12 protein-coding genes are annotated in these 14,568 nt (G+C 45.3%); 3 read left to right on the forward strand and 9 right to left on the reverse strand.

Going from position 1 to position 14,568, the window contains the following annotated elements:
- Positions 1 to 22: 22 nt before the first annotated feature.
- From ACPEGP_RS11580 to trxB, 3 genes are all read right to left on the reverse strand, one after another.
- Positions 23 to 460, reverse strand: coding sequence for a MerR family transcriptional regulator (locus ACPEGP_RS11580; RefSeq protein WP_423813507.1), 438 nt, complete (start codon positions 458 to 460; stop codon positions 23 to 25).
- Between the two features lie 105 nt (positions 461 to 565).
- A complete protein-coding gene (aat, locus tag ACPEGP_RS11585; RefSeq protein ID WP_423813508.1) occupies positions 566 to 1,402 on the reverse strand; it encodes a leucyl/phenylalanyl-tRNA--protein transferase in 837 nt (278 codons plus the stop codon).
- Complete coding sequence (trxB, locus tag ACPEGP_RS11590) at positions 1,403 to 2,425, reverse strand: thioredoxin-disulfide reductase (RefSeq protein ID WP_144298152.1); 1,023 nt, start codon at positions 2,423 to 2,425, stop codon at positions 1,403 to 1,405.
- Between the two features lie 582 nt (positions 2,426 to 3,007).
- Between trxB and ACPEGP_RS11595 the strand changes: the two genes are divergently transcribed.
- Both ACPEGP_RS11595 and ACPEGP_RS11600 read left to right on the forward strand, forming a co-directional pair.
- Positions 3,008 to 6,307, forward strand: a complete 3,300-nt coding sequence (locus ACPEGP_RS11595) for a DNA translocase FtsK (protein ID WP_423813509.1) — start codon at positions 3,008 to 3,010, stop codon at positions 6,305 to 6,307.
- A gap of 211 nt (positions 6,308 to 6,518) precedes the next feature.
- A complete protein-coding gene (locus ACPEGP_RS11600; RefSeq protein WP_198328673.1) occupies positions 6,519 to 8,012 on the forward strand; it encodes an amidase in 1,494 nt (497 codons plus the stop codon).
- A gap of 92 nt (positions 8,013 to 8,104) precedes the next feature.
- On the opposite strand, the gene ACPEGP_RS11605 is transcribed toward ACPEGP_RS11600, so the two are convergent.
- Both ACPEGP_RS11605 and rlmH read right to left on the reverse strand, forming a co-directional pair.
- Positions 8,105 to 9,025, reverse strand: coding sequence for a DODA-type extradiol aromatic ring-opening family dioxygenase (locus ACPEGP_RS11605; RefSeq protein WP_423813510.1), 921 nt, complete (start codon positions 9,023 to 9,025; stop codon positions 8,105 to 8,107).
- 116 nt (positions 9,026 to 9,141) lie between these two features.
- Positions 9,142 to 9,627, reverse strand: coding sequence for a 23S rRNA (pseudouridine(1915)-N(3))-methyltransferase RlmH (rlmH, locus tag ACPEGP_RS11610; protein ID WP_423813511.1), 486 nt, complete (start codon positions 9,625 to 9,627; stop codon positions 9,142 to 9,144).
- A 238-nt stretch (positions 9,628 to 9,865) separates the two neighbouring features.
- On the opposite strand from rlmH, the gene ACPEGP_RS11615 reads away from it, so the two are divergent.
- Positions 9,866 to 10,312 carry a DUF2147 domain-containing protein gene (locus ACPEGP_RS11615; RefSeq protein ID WP_144296396.1) on the forward strand — a complete coding sequence of 149 codons (447 nt, stop codon included), beginning with the start codon at positions 9,866 to 9,868 and terminating at the stop codon, positions 10,310 to 10,312.
- A 166-nt stretch (positions 10,313 to 10,478) separates the two neighbouring features.
- On the opposite strand, the gene ACPEGP_RS11620 is transcribed toward ACPEGP_RS11615, so the two are convergent.
- The 4 genes from ACPEGP_RS11620 to ACPEGP_RS11635 form a co-directional block, all read right to left on the reverse strand.
- Complete coding sequence (locus ACPEGP_RS11620; RefSeq protein ID WP_423813512.1) at positions 10,479 to 11,039, reverse strand: DUF421 domain-containing protein; 561 nt, start codon at positions 11,037 to 11,039, stop codon at positions 10,479 to 10,481.
- A 168-nt stretch (positions 11,040 to 11,207) separates the two neighbouring features.
- Positions 11,208 to 11,732 carry an ABZJ_00895 family protein gene (locus ACPEGP_RS11625; RefSeq protein WP_423813513.1) on the reverse strand — a complete coding sequence of 175 codons (525 nt, stop codon included), beginning with the start codon at positions 11,730 to 11,732 and terminating at the stop codon, positions 11,208 to 11,210.
- Positions 11,733 to 11,831: 99 nt separating this feature from the next.
- Positions 11,832 to 13,889, reverse strand: coding sequence for a D-alanyl-D-alanine carboxypeptidase/D-alanyl-D-alanine-endopeptidase (locus tag ACPEGP_RS11630; protein ID WP_423813514.1), 2,058 nt, complete (start codon positions 13,887 to 13,889; stop codon positions 11,832 to 11,834).
- A gap of 65 nt (positions 13,890 to 13,954) precedes the next feature.
- Positions 13,955 to 14,566 carry a 3'-5' exonuclease gene (locus tag ACPEGP_RS11635; protein ID WP_423813515.1) on the reverse strand — a complete coding sequence of 204 codons (612 nt, stop codon included), beginning with the start codon at positions 14,564 to 14,566 and terminating at the stop codon, positions 13,955 to 13,957.
- Between the last annotated feature and the right edge of the window lie 2 nt (positions 14,567 to 14,568).

Genomic DNA, 14,568 nt, shown 5'->3' on the forward strand with positions numbered 1-14,568 from the left:
GGTTGTTTAGAGAATAGTTAAATTATGCTTGCGGCTGTATTTTCTTTTTGCATATCTCGATATTAGAGAGATAGTTTTTATCGGTTTTCATGCGTTCAAGCACCTCGATGCGTTCAGCCAACATTTCTATCATCAGATTAATTGTCGTTTGCTGTTTTTTAACTTGCGCCAATTTCTGCTCCGTAAGGCTTAGCTGCAAATCAATATCAAGTTGACCATCGTAATAATCATTTAAGCTGTCTTTGATTTCAGTTAATGTAAAACCAATGGCTTGAGCACTTTTGATGAGCTCGATACGCTCGACGCATTCGGGATGAAATTCGGTATAAAGCCGGGAGCCTGCTTGGCGTTTGCGAGATTTTAGTAACCCCAATTGGTCGTAATGACGAATGGTATCTTTGGTGGTATTGGCCTGCGCCGCTAGTGTGCCAATCAATAAAAACGCTGTGTCGGGTGCCATGCTGACCTCGTAAGTAAAATACCTAAATTACTAATTGTGTAAAAAATGATAGCAAGCATTATTCGTTACTATGTTTAACTATAAATAGATTTATTTAAGTTTACTTTATACTTTCAATTGCCAAGGCTGAGGTTTATCGAGAAGTGAGACCGCTAAAGATTGATGAGAGTCCTTTTGCCATTTGACTGAACGGCTGCCAATTAAAGTATCTAGCTCTAGCAAAAATTTAGCGCGTGGCAAGATTTCAGCTCCCAAACTTAATAAATGGTCGTTTGGTAGCTGACAGTCTACCAATTCGACATGGCTTTGCTCACATAAACGCATTAAGCCCCAAAAAGCGAGTTTTGAAGCATTTGAAGCAACATGAAACATCGATTCGCCAAAATAAATACCGCCTATTTTTAAGCCATATAAACCGCCAATTAGATGCTGTTTATCATCCCAAACCTCAATGCTATGCGCAAAGCCTTGCGCGTGTAGCTCAGTATAGGCGTCAATCATTTCACTATGAATCCAAGTATGTTCACCCTCGGGTAGCGCGGCATTGAAACCATCGCTACGCGGTAAGCTACAAGCATGGATAACATCATCGAACGCTTGATTGAGGGTCAACTGCCAACGTTCGCGACCCGCTTGTTTACGTAGTGATTTACTCGGCTTATAATCCGTTGGCACCATGACGCAGCGCGGCTCAGGGCACCACCAAGCGATAGGGTCATCTTCATTAAACCATGGAAATAATCCTTGCGCATAAGCTGAAATTAGCGTTTCCGGTGATAAATCTCCACCGACAGCAACGATACCGATGCCATCAGGGTCCACCATCGCAGGATCGGGAAAATTATAACGCCCAAGACTTTTTATGTATTGACGAAAGTTTTCAGGCGCTATAGCAGCCGCATTAATATCAATGCGGTCGTTATCTTTAGCAAAATCGCTCATTTATGCTTCTTTATCTTCAGTCAATGTGGAAGCATAAGTGTGGTCACGAGCGACTGTCTCACCCATAGCGTCCAAATATTTTTCGGCATCAAGCGCTGCCATACAGCCAGTACCCGCCGAAGTAATGGCTTGACGATAAACGTGGTCGGCGACGTCACCCGCGGCAAATACGCCCTCGATACTGGTTTGGGTGGCATTGCCATTTAGACCGCTATTAACGATTAAGTAGCCATCTTTCATTTCTAACTGGCCTTTGAACAAGTCTGTATTTGGCTTATGACCAATGGCGACAAACATGCCAAATACGTCTAATTGCTTGGTGCTGCCATCAAGCATCGATTCGATGACCAACCCATTGACACCCATATCATCGCCGACGACTTCGCGAACTTTATGGTTCCATTCGATTTTGATGTTACCGTTTTTAACCTTTTCAAACAGCTTATCTTGTAGGATTTTCTCAGAGCGCAAGCTGTCGCGGCGATGGACTAGCGTCACTTCAGAGGCGATGTTTGATAAGTATAAAGCCTCTTCAACGGCGGTATTACCACCACCAATAACTGCTACTTTTTGGTTTTTATAAAAGAAACCATCGCAGGTGGCACAAGCTGATACGCCAAGGCCACGGAATTTGTTTTCTGACTCTAAGCCTAAATACTGCGCAGAAGCACCCGTTGAGATAATCAAGGCATCACAAGTATAGCTACCGTTATTACCGATTAGCGTAAAAGGACGCTCATTCAAATTGACTTCATTGATATGGTCGTAGACCAGTTCGGTACCAAAGCGCTCGGCATGGGCTTTCATACGATCCATAAGCGCAGGACCGGTCAAATCATGGGCATCGCCTGGCCAGTTATCGACTTCAGTAGTCGTGGTTAGCTGCCCGCCAACCTCTAAGCCCGTGACCATAACAGGCTTTAGGTTGGCGCGTGCTGCATAAACGGCAGCGGCGTAACCGGCAGGGCCTGAGCCTAAAATAATGAGTTTTTCGTGGCGCGGAGCCGTGATATCAGTTGCCATAAAATTTCCTTGCTTGCTATCTAAATAAGAAATATAAAAATTAAAATACGTGGTACAAATGATAAATGTTATAAAAAATAGTCGCTAAAATCGCGATGAATATGGTTTTTCTTATTGCTGTGTGATAATAACATAAGGGCTGAGGGCAAAAAGTGCAAGTTTGCTAAAATGAATATGGGTATCATTAGAATCAAAGCACGAAGCGCTTAAAAACTGCTCTTAAAATGAAAGCATACTTTTTTATTGCACACTGGTTTATTACTGAAAGGTGTGGCGAATGTTCGGTTAATGACTGCATTTTTTGCTCATCGGCTTAATAATTGATTTTCTTCTGCGCTTTCTTGATAACACTGTCGCCACTACGCCTATGTATTTGTTATTATAAGAAGTTATGCAAGTGTAGTAGCCAGTGAATAACGCAGCAAGTTAGACGATGACTTATACACTGCTTTTATACATTGCCTCTTAAGAGCAAAAAATTATTTCACATGATTGGTTTCAATCATAAGCCACAAGCATTTATCTTATTAACGAGCACTAACGAGCATTAGCAACGAGTATTGACAACAAGGCAGATCTTACGTGATATCAGCACCACTTATTGAGTATTTAAAAAAGGGCATATTTACCCTGCTTGGGTTAATACTGGCGGTTTATTTGTTCGTCATTTTGATGACGTATACGGGTAACGATCCGAGCTGGTCGCATATCAGCAGTGACATGACGACCGTGAATAACATGGGCGGCGAGATGGGCGCTTGGCTATCAGATTTGCTCTATAGCTTCTTTGGGTTTGGTGCTTGGTGGTTGCTGGCGTTCTTGGTTTATGAGTCGGTACTGATTTGGTGGGATAATAAACCAACGTTTTGGTTATTACGTGTCGTGGCTTATGTATTTTTGCTGTTAAGTGCCAGCGCCTTATTTGCGCAATTGGTAGCGCTGGTACAGCAAGTGGCAGACCCGATGACATCAGGGCTTAAAGGCGTTGCTGGCGGTATTATTGGGCTTGAGCTGCAAGCACGTTTGGCACAGCTGTTATCGCAGTGGGGTAGTGTAATATTTTTGACGGTATTTGTGGTGATTACTGCTACTTTTGCTTTTAATATTCATTGGTTAGCGATTTATCAGAAAATTAAGACGTGGTCATGGCGTGATACTGCGGTTCAAGACAATGCGGCTCAAGGGAATGAGAGTAAGCGCGCAAATAGACAAACTGCACCAACAGCGTCTGAGCAACAGCAAAATGATCAAAGTGTGAGCGATGAAAAAGCGGCGCAAGCATTTGAGCAGTTACCACTGGATTTGCCAGCTACTGACCCTGCAAATCATGCTCAAACCGCCGATAAAAGTGGGCGCTTTAACAACGTATTAAAAGATTTCTTAGCGACGTCGGGTCTCAGTGCTAGCGTTAAAGCATCTATGTCAGCGGCGGCAGCAGTAGCACAAACGGCAACGAATAGCGCAGCGCAAGATGAGCAATTACAAACGGCTTCAGCTAATGCAAGCAGTTTTAATCCCGTTCATCAGCCGCAAGCGTCAACAGCTACTATAAAAACAGCTACTGTAAATTCTATTACCGCTCCTGCACGTAAAGTTGAACCAAGTTTTGCTTGGAACGATGCTGATACGGTTGAGGACTTGTTGGCGCGTGAAGCAATGGCTGAGCAAGAGACGTTTGGTTACGATTCTGCTGCTACGTCTGTTGCTTTTGATGACATTAATGATATTGCTGATGAAGATGAAATGACAGAAAGCGTTGATTTAGGAGTTGATAGCTTAGAAGTTAATAACTTAGCAGATGCGTGGTTAGCAGAACACGCCGCAGTGCCAGTAGCGTCTAAGGTAGAACAGAAACAAACCGTCATTGAAGCGCCAGTAATGCAGACCTCTTTCGCCAAGGAGCAAAAAGTAGCAGAGGATTTAATCGGTAATGACATTGATGATTCGATGGATGACTTCTCTGAAGCTTGGTCTATCGAAGACTCTGAGTTTACCGATAACTCTGAGCCTTTAACTCAACATGAGGTGCTGTCAACTCAACATGAAGTGACGAAAGACTGGCAAACAGATAACGCTGCGCTAAGTGATGAAATCGATAAAGTAGATGAAGTCAGCGAAATGACTGACATGACGCCGACCAATATCCCGCCTGCCAATCCAAAATTAGCACCAACGGTGGACACTGGTACTTCGGTGACCAATATTGCTCCGGCGGCCGCTAAACCGACCGTAAGCTTTGCGGTGCCAGAGGGTGATAGCAGTAATCATATTACTGACATGGTGCCAGAAGATGACAGCCGAGCTGACGACACTAATCTGCCGGTGATGCCGCATATTAGTGATGATGCCGCTTTTAGTCAAAAATCACGCTCGATGCAAACAGCCGCTTATCGTAGTAGCCTGACACCGATTCCAGAGTTGTCGATTTTAGATAAGCCAGACCCTAACCGTAAGCCAAGCTATACCATCGCTGAGCTCGAGCAATTGTCAGAGTTGTTAGAGATTAAGCTGCAAGAATTTAACGTCAAAGCAAACGTGGTCAATGCTATTCCAGGCCCTGTGGTGACGCGCTTTGAAGTAGAGCTTGCGCCTGGCGTTAAAGCCAGCAAGGTGACGGGTATTTCACGCGATTTGGCACGTTCGTTATCGATGGCGTCGTTGCGGGTGGTCGAGGTCATTCCGGGTAAGCCGTATATCGGTATCGAGGTGCCCAATAAAAAGCGCGAAATGGTGCGTTTGATTGAGCTACTAAATACGGAAAAATTTAAAGACCCCAAGGCGCAAATTAGTATGGCGATGGGTAAAGATATCGGCGGTAAGCCGATTATCACCGACCTTGCGCGCGCGCCGCATATGCTCGTTGCGGGTACCACAGGCTCTGGTAAATCGGTATTGGTCAACTCGATGCTACTCTCTATGCTACTCAAATATACGCCAAATGAGCTGCGTATGATTTTGATTGATCCAAAGCAGCTCGAGCTTGCCAACTATAATGATATTCCGCATCTTCTCACACCTGTCGTCACTGATATGACCGAAGCGGCCAGCGCCTTGTCATGGTGCGTGGCAGAGATGGAGCGCCGTTATCAGCTGATGAGTTTATTAAAAGTGCGTAAACTTAACGAGTTTAATAAAAAAGTCATCGCCGCCGAAAAATCTGGGAATCCAATGCTTGACCCCTTATGGCGTCCCAATGACAGCGTCAGTATTAGCCAAGCGCCAAAGCTTAAAACCTTACCGATGATTGTTATTGTCGCCGATGAGTTTGCCGATATGATTATGCAGGTCGGTAAGCAAGCCGAAGAACTTATTACGCGATTGGCACAAAAATCACGCGCGGCTGGCATTCATTTAATGCTTGCCACTCAGCGTCCGTCAGTTGACGTTATCACGGGTTTGATTAAAGCCAATATTCCGGTGCGTGCCGCGCTCCGAGTAAACTCAAAAGTAGATTCGCGGACGATTTTGGATAGCGGCGGCGCAGAAGACATGCTTGGTAACGGTGATATGCTGTTCTTAGGGCCTGGGCAAATTGAGCCCGACCGCGTCCATGGTGCTTATGTCAGCGACGAAGAAGTCAACCGTGTTTGTGATGCGTGGCGTGAACGTGGCGCGCCCGATTATATTGATAATATGGCCGGCAACTTTGAGCTATCGAGTCCCAGTGGCGGCGGTAGTGCCGCAAATGCCTCTGGCGAAGATGACGATTTATATAATGATGCCGTGGCTTTTATAATGGAAACGCGTAAAGTATCAGCATCTAGTATCCAGCGGAAATTTAGCATCGGCTATAACCGCGCGGCGCGTATCGTTGACTCGATGGAAGAGGCTGGCTTGGTCAGCTCTATGGGCAAAAGTGGTAAGCGCGAGCTGTTGATGTAAAAATTAATAGATTTCCCATAAAAAAAGACGAGTAACGAACGTGGCTCGTCTTTTTTTATGGGAAAAGAATACTGTCATCGTCTGAATGACCAATGAGTTTGTATATCGATTATAAATCGTCATTTTTTATACTAAACTGGTGAGTGTTTATAAAAAAATAAGCATCAATTTAAAAAAGTATAAATCTGTCACTCTCCAAGGACGGTCAGTTATGTTTAAAGAATATACCCAGTACGATGCATTAGCGTTGGCAGCGCTGGTGAATGCAGGGGAAGTCAGTGCCAAAGAATTGTTAGATGCCGCCGTGAATCAAGCCAATGCGCTCAATCCTAAATTAAACGCCATTATCCACCGCTTTGATGAGCGTGCTTATGCTGCTGCAGAAAAAGGCTTGCCAACAGGCGTCTTTAACGGCGTCCCTTATCTGCTCAAAGACCTGTCGTTTCATTTTGCCGATGAGCCAATTACCATGGGCAGTCGCAGCGTCAATATCGTATCAGAAAGCGACAGCGAAATCGTTAAGCGTATGAGAGCCACTGGCGTCAATACCTTTGGCAAAACCAATACGCCAGAATTTGGTTTGATTATCACTACTGAGCCCAAAGCTCATGGCGTCACACACAATCCCTTTAAAAAAGGCTATAGCTCTGGTGGTTCATCGGGCGGTAGTGCCGCAGCGGTATCAAGTGGTATCGTGCCAATGGCAGGCGCAGGTGACGGCGGTGGTTCGATACGCTTTCCGGCGGCATGGTGCGGCGCGTTTGGCTTTAAACCTAGTCGAGGCCGTAACCCTATGGGCCCAAAAATTGGCGAGGGCTGGGAAGGGGCGGTCGCTGACCATGTAATTACGCGAAGTGTGCGTGATAGCGCGGCGATGCTTGATGCGACTAGCGGCGCAGAAATCGGCGCGCCTTACGTCATTGCACCGCCCGACGGCACGTTTTTGCAAGCCGCCATGCGCGCGCCAAGGCAATTAACCATTGCCCTGCATCAACAGCCATTGGTTTCCAATACTGAGGTCGATAAAGAAGTACTTGCTGTATTAGAAAAAACCGCGAAGCAACTAGAAGCCATGGGTCATCGTGTGGTCCCAGCTGAGCCAAATATTAATATTGAGCAATTTTGGCATGATTTTTTAGTGGTGGTCTGTGCCCATACCGCTTTTACCATTGATAATATCGAGCGTTGTTACGGCGCGCAGCATATCCAAAACCTTGAGCCGCAGACTTATAATATGGCGATGCTTGGGCGCTCATTATCCGCCGTTAATTTAGCCCACGCTAAGCATGGCTGGCACGATAGCCAATACCAAACAGGTTTGCTGCTTGAGACCTACGATATGATTTTATGCCCGACCGTTCCAACGCCTGCGGTCAAGCATGGCGTACTACCGCCAAGCCGTATGGATGAAACACTGATGCGCAGCGCAGGCCTGCTCAATAAAGGCATTAACATGGGCAGATTTGCTTTTAGCTCAGGTATGATTGAAAAGCTCAGCGCCCCAGTACTTGGTAAAATGGGCTTTACTATCTTGGGTAATGTCACCGGCTTACCAGCAATGTCGTTACCTGTTGGTATGAGTAAAAAAGGTCTGCCGATTGGGATGCAGCTGATCGGGCGCATGAATGATGAAACGACGCTATTTAGTATCGCAGGCGAGATGGAGCGTGCTGGCATGTTTACCAAACCGGCTTTTGAGAAATAGTTTTATATGATGAAAGAGTTTTGATAACTTCTATATTAAAAAGTAGAGATTAGCAAAAACGCTTTGATTAAAAGTTTAATGCAAACGAAGCACTAATCAAAGCGATAAATATCCATACCCAAACTGTGATGCGCCATGCTTTGATGCACCACAGAGACGCGTTGACCGGCACCTAAAGCAAAAAATAATGGCAATAGGTGCTCATCGCTTGGATGTACATTTTGATAATTAGGATATTGCTGCCAATCTAAAGCGCTTGGAATATCCGTTTTTAGTTGCTGCAATAGCCAAACTTTAAAGTCTTTGGCGGTCTCATCGATACTTTCAGCTTGCCAACGTAATGCCTGTAAATTGTGGGTGATATTGCCCGAGCCAATCAAAAGGATTTGCTCGGCGCGCAATTGCGCCAACTGCGCGCCCAACTGATAGCAAGCGATGCTGTCATAATGGCGTGGCAAGGATATTTGCACGATGGGTATATCAGCCTCAGGATACAGGTGTAAAAGCGGCGCCCAAACCCCGTGGTCACTGACGCGTAAAGGGTTTACACGGCAGGTAATACCACGCGCCGTTAGCTGCTGCGCCAATGTCTCCGCAAGCGCTGCCTGGCCGACTGCTGGATACTGCAACTCATAGAGTTCGGGCGCAAAGCCAGAAAAATCATGCCACGTCTTTGGTCGCGGATTGCTGCTGATTTCAAGCTTAGCCGACTGCCAGTGCGCTGACATAATGATGATGGCGCGCGGTTTGGGCAAGTTTTGACCGATACGTGCCAGCGCACTGGTGGTTGCCGATTGTTCGATGGCGAGTGTCGGAGCGCCATGCGAAATAAATAATGCGGGCAGTTTAGCCTGTTTTGATGGCGTTATAGCACTTGCTAGCGCAGGCGTGCCTGTCCAAGCAGCCGCTGAGGTAATGGGCGCGGGCTTGGATGTTGTTGTATTTTGACGCTCGCTCTTATGTTGCGAGGCAGCGGTCATGGCTTTAGGTGTCGCAGGTTTAGGATGTTTCATGGTGCATTTATTAGGGCGCGCGCCTATATTTCAATCCGTTTTACCATGACGCGTCGCCATTATTTTTGATAGGGCATAGTTGATTTTTATAGCAAATGACTGTTTTTATAAAGGTTTTAATTACCGCGATGATAAGGATGGTTGTGATTGATACTCATGGCGCGATACAGCTGTTCCATTAATACCACGCGCACTAAAGGATGCGGCAGCGTCAGCGCCGATAACGACCATTTCACATCTGCTTTTGCCAATACCTCTGGCGATACGCCGTCAGCGCCGCCAATGACCAACGCAATATCATCGCCTTGCTGCATGCCATCAGCCAGTTTTTCAGCCAGCTGTTCGGTTGAGAGCATTTTACCTTTTACGTCGAGCACCCATAATTGCTCGCGTCCAGCCGCATGAGCGGCCAATATCGCTTGACCTTCTTGCTCACGGTACTGCGCCAAATTGGCGTCTGAGGGGTTTTTGGCGCGTTTAGCGGCGGCAATTTCTACGATTTCAGTATTAAGCATGGGCTGGATACGCTTAAAATATTCATCAAAACCGGTTTGTACCCATTTGGGCATTTTATTTCCAACACTCAATATTCTTACTTTCATAATATAGACCACTTTTATAATGGGTTAAATGTAACAAAAAGATTCTGCGCTTAAGGTATTGTAACAAACAGACCTTTTACAAAGTATTTTTTTATGCTTTACTAGCATTTGACCAACAGTTGTTCTTTTTTAAATAGTCTTATCGTTGAATGGTAAAGAAAGCGTAAGCAACCCTGTACCGTCTTTTTGATAGAGCATAAGATAGTTTGCAACATTTTTTAAACGAAAGGAGTCGTTCATGAACCGTACTATATCAAGCCTATTAGCACTTAGCGCAGGTGCGCTACTCTCAACCTCTGTGTTTGCTGCTTCTTTAAACGGCACGCAGTGGCAAACCATTGATGATAAAACTGGCGAGAAAAAAGCCGTTATTCAATTGACCGAAAGCGGTGGTAAAGTTTCAGGAAAAATCATCAAAGTATTGAATAAAGAAAAGGCAGACGCGCTTTGTACCAAATGCCCTGGCAGCTTAAAAAACAAACCGGTTGAAGGCCTACAAATATTGTCAGGCTTAAAGGCCGATGGTAATAACCAGTGGAGTGACGGTAAGCTGGTCGACCCTGAATCAGGAAAAACTTACTCTGGTAAGCTAACCTTGAGTGATAATGGCCAAAGCTTAAAACTGCGCGGTTATGTCGGTACACCTGTCTTTGGTCGCTCACAAACGTGGCAGCGCATTAAGTAATTTTTGCCAGTGCTCTTATAAAAGCAAATTTATAAAGCAAGCTTGTAAAACAAAAAGGATAGCAGATTGATATGTGCTGTCCTTTTTTCATGTTTTAAATTTTAGATTTTAACTCAATGCTTTTATTTTAAAACGCTATCACCTTAAAGCGCTTAGAGCATCTTTCCTAGTCATCATTTGACATTAGCGGCTTGATGGTTTCTGATACGCCGTCATCACTCTGTTGCTCGTCGTTTTTACTATCCGAGAGCGTAGGTTTTGGAATAATCGTCAATGTCGCATCTGACTCAAAAACAATCGCTTCGATATCATCAAAACGATGCATCCCTCCAGAACGCATCGCGCTTTCTAGCTCTTGACGCGTAAGGCGTTCGTTACGCATGGCATCTGGTAAGAATTGCCCTTGATAAAAAACAATCCGCGGCTCCGATAAAATAAGATGACTAAAACTGGCTGAGACAGAAGCATATTTAGTCACTAAAAACTGTAAACAATACAAGGTCACAATAGCGGCGCTGCCTTCGATAAACGGGATTTCTTCGAGTAAAATCGTACTGGCGCTCAAAGAGCCAATCACCACCGTCACAATCCAGTCGAAGTTATTAAGCTGCGAGGTTGAGCGTTTGCCAGATACTTTGGTAATTAACACAATTAACGCATAAACCATGACCGCTGTTAAGATAATGCGCCCAAGTTTTTCTATATTGTCAAAAAGCAACATGTCCATCTTTTGGACTCCTATTAATCATAAAATACTGTCCGCTGTTTTGTCGCTAGCAAATATGGTTTGGCTACAAACAGCGTAACGGAATTTTATCATTAATAGGGCAAAAAATTTGTATTGGCTTGTCTCTATAGGTACTCAATAATGGCGAGCGCTCAAAGCGCTTGACGATTAGCGGCTATGCTTAGGATTAAGAAGACGGTTGATCAACAAGATACTAAGACGCGCGCTGACTAAGCTCAGCACCAATATCATCACCAATGCCGAAAGCAGCGGTAGCGGTCGCTGTATAGCCATCTCGGTTAATACCTCACGGCTTACGGCATCAAATAAGAAAAACCAGATACCTAAGAAATAAACTATGGTAAGTAGCCAAACCACCGCAACGCCGCCAAACATCAAGCGATTGATTTCCTTTTTATCTAGCGCGCGCTGTTGATGCTTAATAAATTTATGCACCGCGATATAAGCGCCGACGATGATGGATACGACAGTGACCAGCTGTGAGTTTAGGGCAAATTTGGTTTGCACCATCATAAATATGGCGCTGGCCAAAACATAACCCACCGCAAAGAATCCGATATATGGCGCCATTTTAGGCGGCATTACGTTTAGGTTGCTAGAAGTATTGCCCGCTGTTTGACCATCTTTTGCTGGACTAAGACGCTTGCTAAGCTGCATTGGTTTGCGTGCCATAAAAATAACCTTTATAAAGGGTAAAGCATAGAGTGTTAAAACATATTAAGCATGAACGCTGATTTTTATTAATGCTTTCTATCAGTGTGGTCGATATTGTCAATGCTGTGCTGTCCAATCTAACATGCTATCTAATACGGTACGGGCAGTATAGGCATTAAGCGCATGATCGGTATTAATCAGTCCGACTACCACATAGTCTTGCCCAGACAAACCTTTGACATAGCCTGCCATCGAGGTGACATTATTTAAGGTACCCGTTTTTATCCAAGCGCGACCGATGGCTTGCGACTTGGGTAAACGGTCACTATGGGCGCTGATGGTGCCACTGACGCCAGCAATGCCTAGCGAGCTCACATAAGCATCAAAGCTTGGTTGGTTGTATGCGTAGGTCAACAGCTCGCTTAAGTTGGCGGCACTGATGCTGCAATCGCGGCAGAGTCCTGAGCCATTGGTCAGATGCGGCGGCGTAGTAGTTAAATTGGTTTGCCACCACTGATTGATTGATTGCAGCGCTTGCGGATAGTCGGTCGCGGTTGGCTGACCAAATTGATATAAGCTGGTTGCTTGATTGTTAATTGTTTTATCGGTATCAGTGCCTTGCTTATTAACGCTTTCTTGATGCGTGTCGTTTTTATTCACATCTGTTTTATAAGCGCCGATAGAAAGCGCTACTTGTTCGGTCATCACGTTATTAGAGAAGTGGTTGATATCATAAATCTGCTGAGTAAGGTTTAAAGAAGGATAGCTGACAATGGGCAAGGGCGACATGGCAATAGCTGCCAAACCATGTGGCGATTTTGTCTGTTTATTGGCAGGGTTATTGGCACGATAAGGCGTTTCTTGCGCGATGACTTTGCCGCTTAAGGTATTGCCAAGCGTTTGCCATTTAGCTGCAATGACGCGGGCGGCAAAATCTTTGGCATCAGGATAGGCAACATAAAAAGCATGTTCGCCGCAGCTGTCTGGCAAATTGCTATTAAGCGTTAATTGTGCCGGTTGCCACTGCGGCGCAATACTATAGCGCGCTTGCCCGCAAGCAGCCGAGCGCATATTTATCATGCTTGGCATTTGATAATTTGCCAATTGCGGTGTGTAGGTTAGCTGCGCGCGCGTATTGTCTAGCGGATAGCTTTTAATACCGATGCTGCTAAAATTGACCAAAAAACCATCGGGGCTGGCGTTATAAGGACGTAGCGGCGAGTTGTCAAAGGCGGCAGGGTCTTTGGTGACGTTTTTAAAGACACTACTATCGACGATAATATTGCCGTTGATATGGCGGATGCCAGCCGTTTGCACTTTATAAAGCAGTTGCTGTAAGCGTTCGTGGGTCATTTTTGGGTCGCCACTGCCTTGAATAATCAAATCGCCATACAGCTTATCGCCAATAATAATACCCGTATGATAAACGCGGGTATGCCAAACGAAGTCAGCGCCCAACGTATCTAAGGCGATAAAACTTGGCACCAGTTTCATGGTGCTGGCAGGCGTGCGCGCAATATCGGCTTGATGGCTTAATAGCGGTGAAAACGAAATTTTGATAGCGGGATTATGAGCAGTCGATTTGTCGTTATTGTTTTTGCTGCTTTCATTTTCATTACTACTTTTAGCGGGTTTTAAAGCGTCATCGGGCAGTAGCGGTGGCACGCTCTCTATACTTTGATAGGTATAAGGGTCATCGGTATAAGCATGCAGCTGTCTTGCATGTTGCTTAATCGTCTGTTTTTCAATCGTCACTAAGGCGCTTTGATGTACCGTTATTTCTTTAGCATTAGTATTATTATTTTGAGTCGTTTGTTTTTGGATGCTTTCAGGTTCAGCAGTGTCATTGCCAGTAGTTAACGATTCTGGCAGATTAGCGGCTTTAGGACTATCAATTACCTGAATGGGCGCAGGCAAGCGGCTCGCAGTTTTATCACCGACTGGGGTGATGATAATACTAATATCGGTCGCGCTTAAGTTTGCGCGCGTAAGCGCTGTCTGAATCGCTTCTGGCAAAGCCGCTTGCGCACATAGCGGCGTTAGCAAAACACTCGCCAATAAGGTCAGCGATGCTAGGTAGTGAGCAGGCTTATGTAGCGTATATGGTTGCTTAGAAAAAGGCGCTAATTTAGCAAAGGCGGTAGGGCGGTGATCAGTTTTAGAAGTGAGTAGCATGAGCGGTCTATTATCAGGTGGCAAAAACAGCCTATGGTAACATGAGTTGCTATTTTCACGTAGTATCAGCGTTGGCGTAGGTGCAAAAATGCCATGGCTGTCATGATGGCGTCGTTATAAGCATCGTGCGTGCCAATCTCTGGGATCTCATAATGCGCTAAAATATTGGTCAAATGCTGTGATTGATTGGGAATACCCTGCGTACGATCGCCCATCCGCCGACTGTATAATTGCCGTATATCAATGACCTTATTCGGTAGCGTGGTGCCCATATAGCGCTTGACCAAAGGGTTCAAAAACCCTGTGTCTATCTGCGGGCAAAACCCAACTAGCGGTCGATTGTCTATAAAAGGCAGTACTAAAGCCAGCATTTCATCGTAGCTCATACCATGCTCAACATCGGCAGTACGCAGCCCATGAATCACAATGGTATCACGATCAGGCATCACTGGCGGCCGACAAACCAAATGCAGACCGTTACCCGTATCAATGCTATCGCCGTTGATATGAATGGCAGCGATAGATAGCAGGTGATGCTTTTTTGGATTGAGTCCTGTCATCTCACAGTCAATCGCGACCCATTTATCAGCCAAAGGTGTATTAAACATCGATGCCAGCTCAGGGCGCTGCAAATGGTTTTTTTGCCAATGAGACGATAACTGTTTTAGCCAACGCATCT

Origin of the sequence: Psychrobacter sp. 219-2-C (assembly GCF_049560815.1) — a bacterium.
Lineage (GTDB): Bacteria > Pseudomonadota > Gammaproteobacteria > Pseudomonadales > Moraxellaceae > Psychrobacter > Psychrobacter faecalis.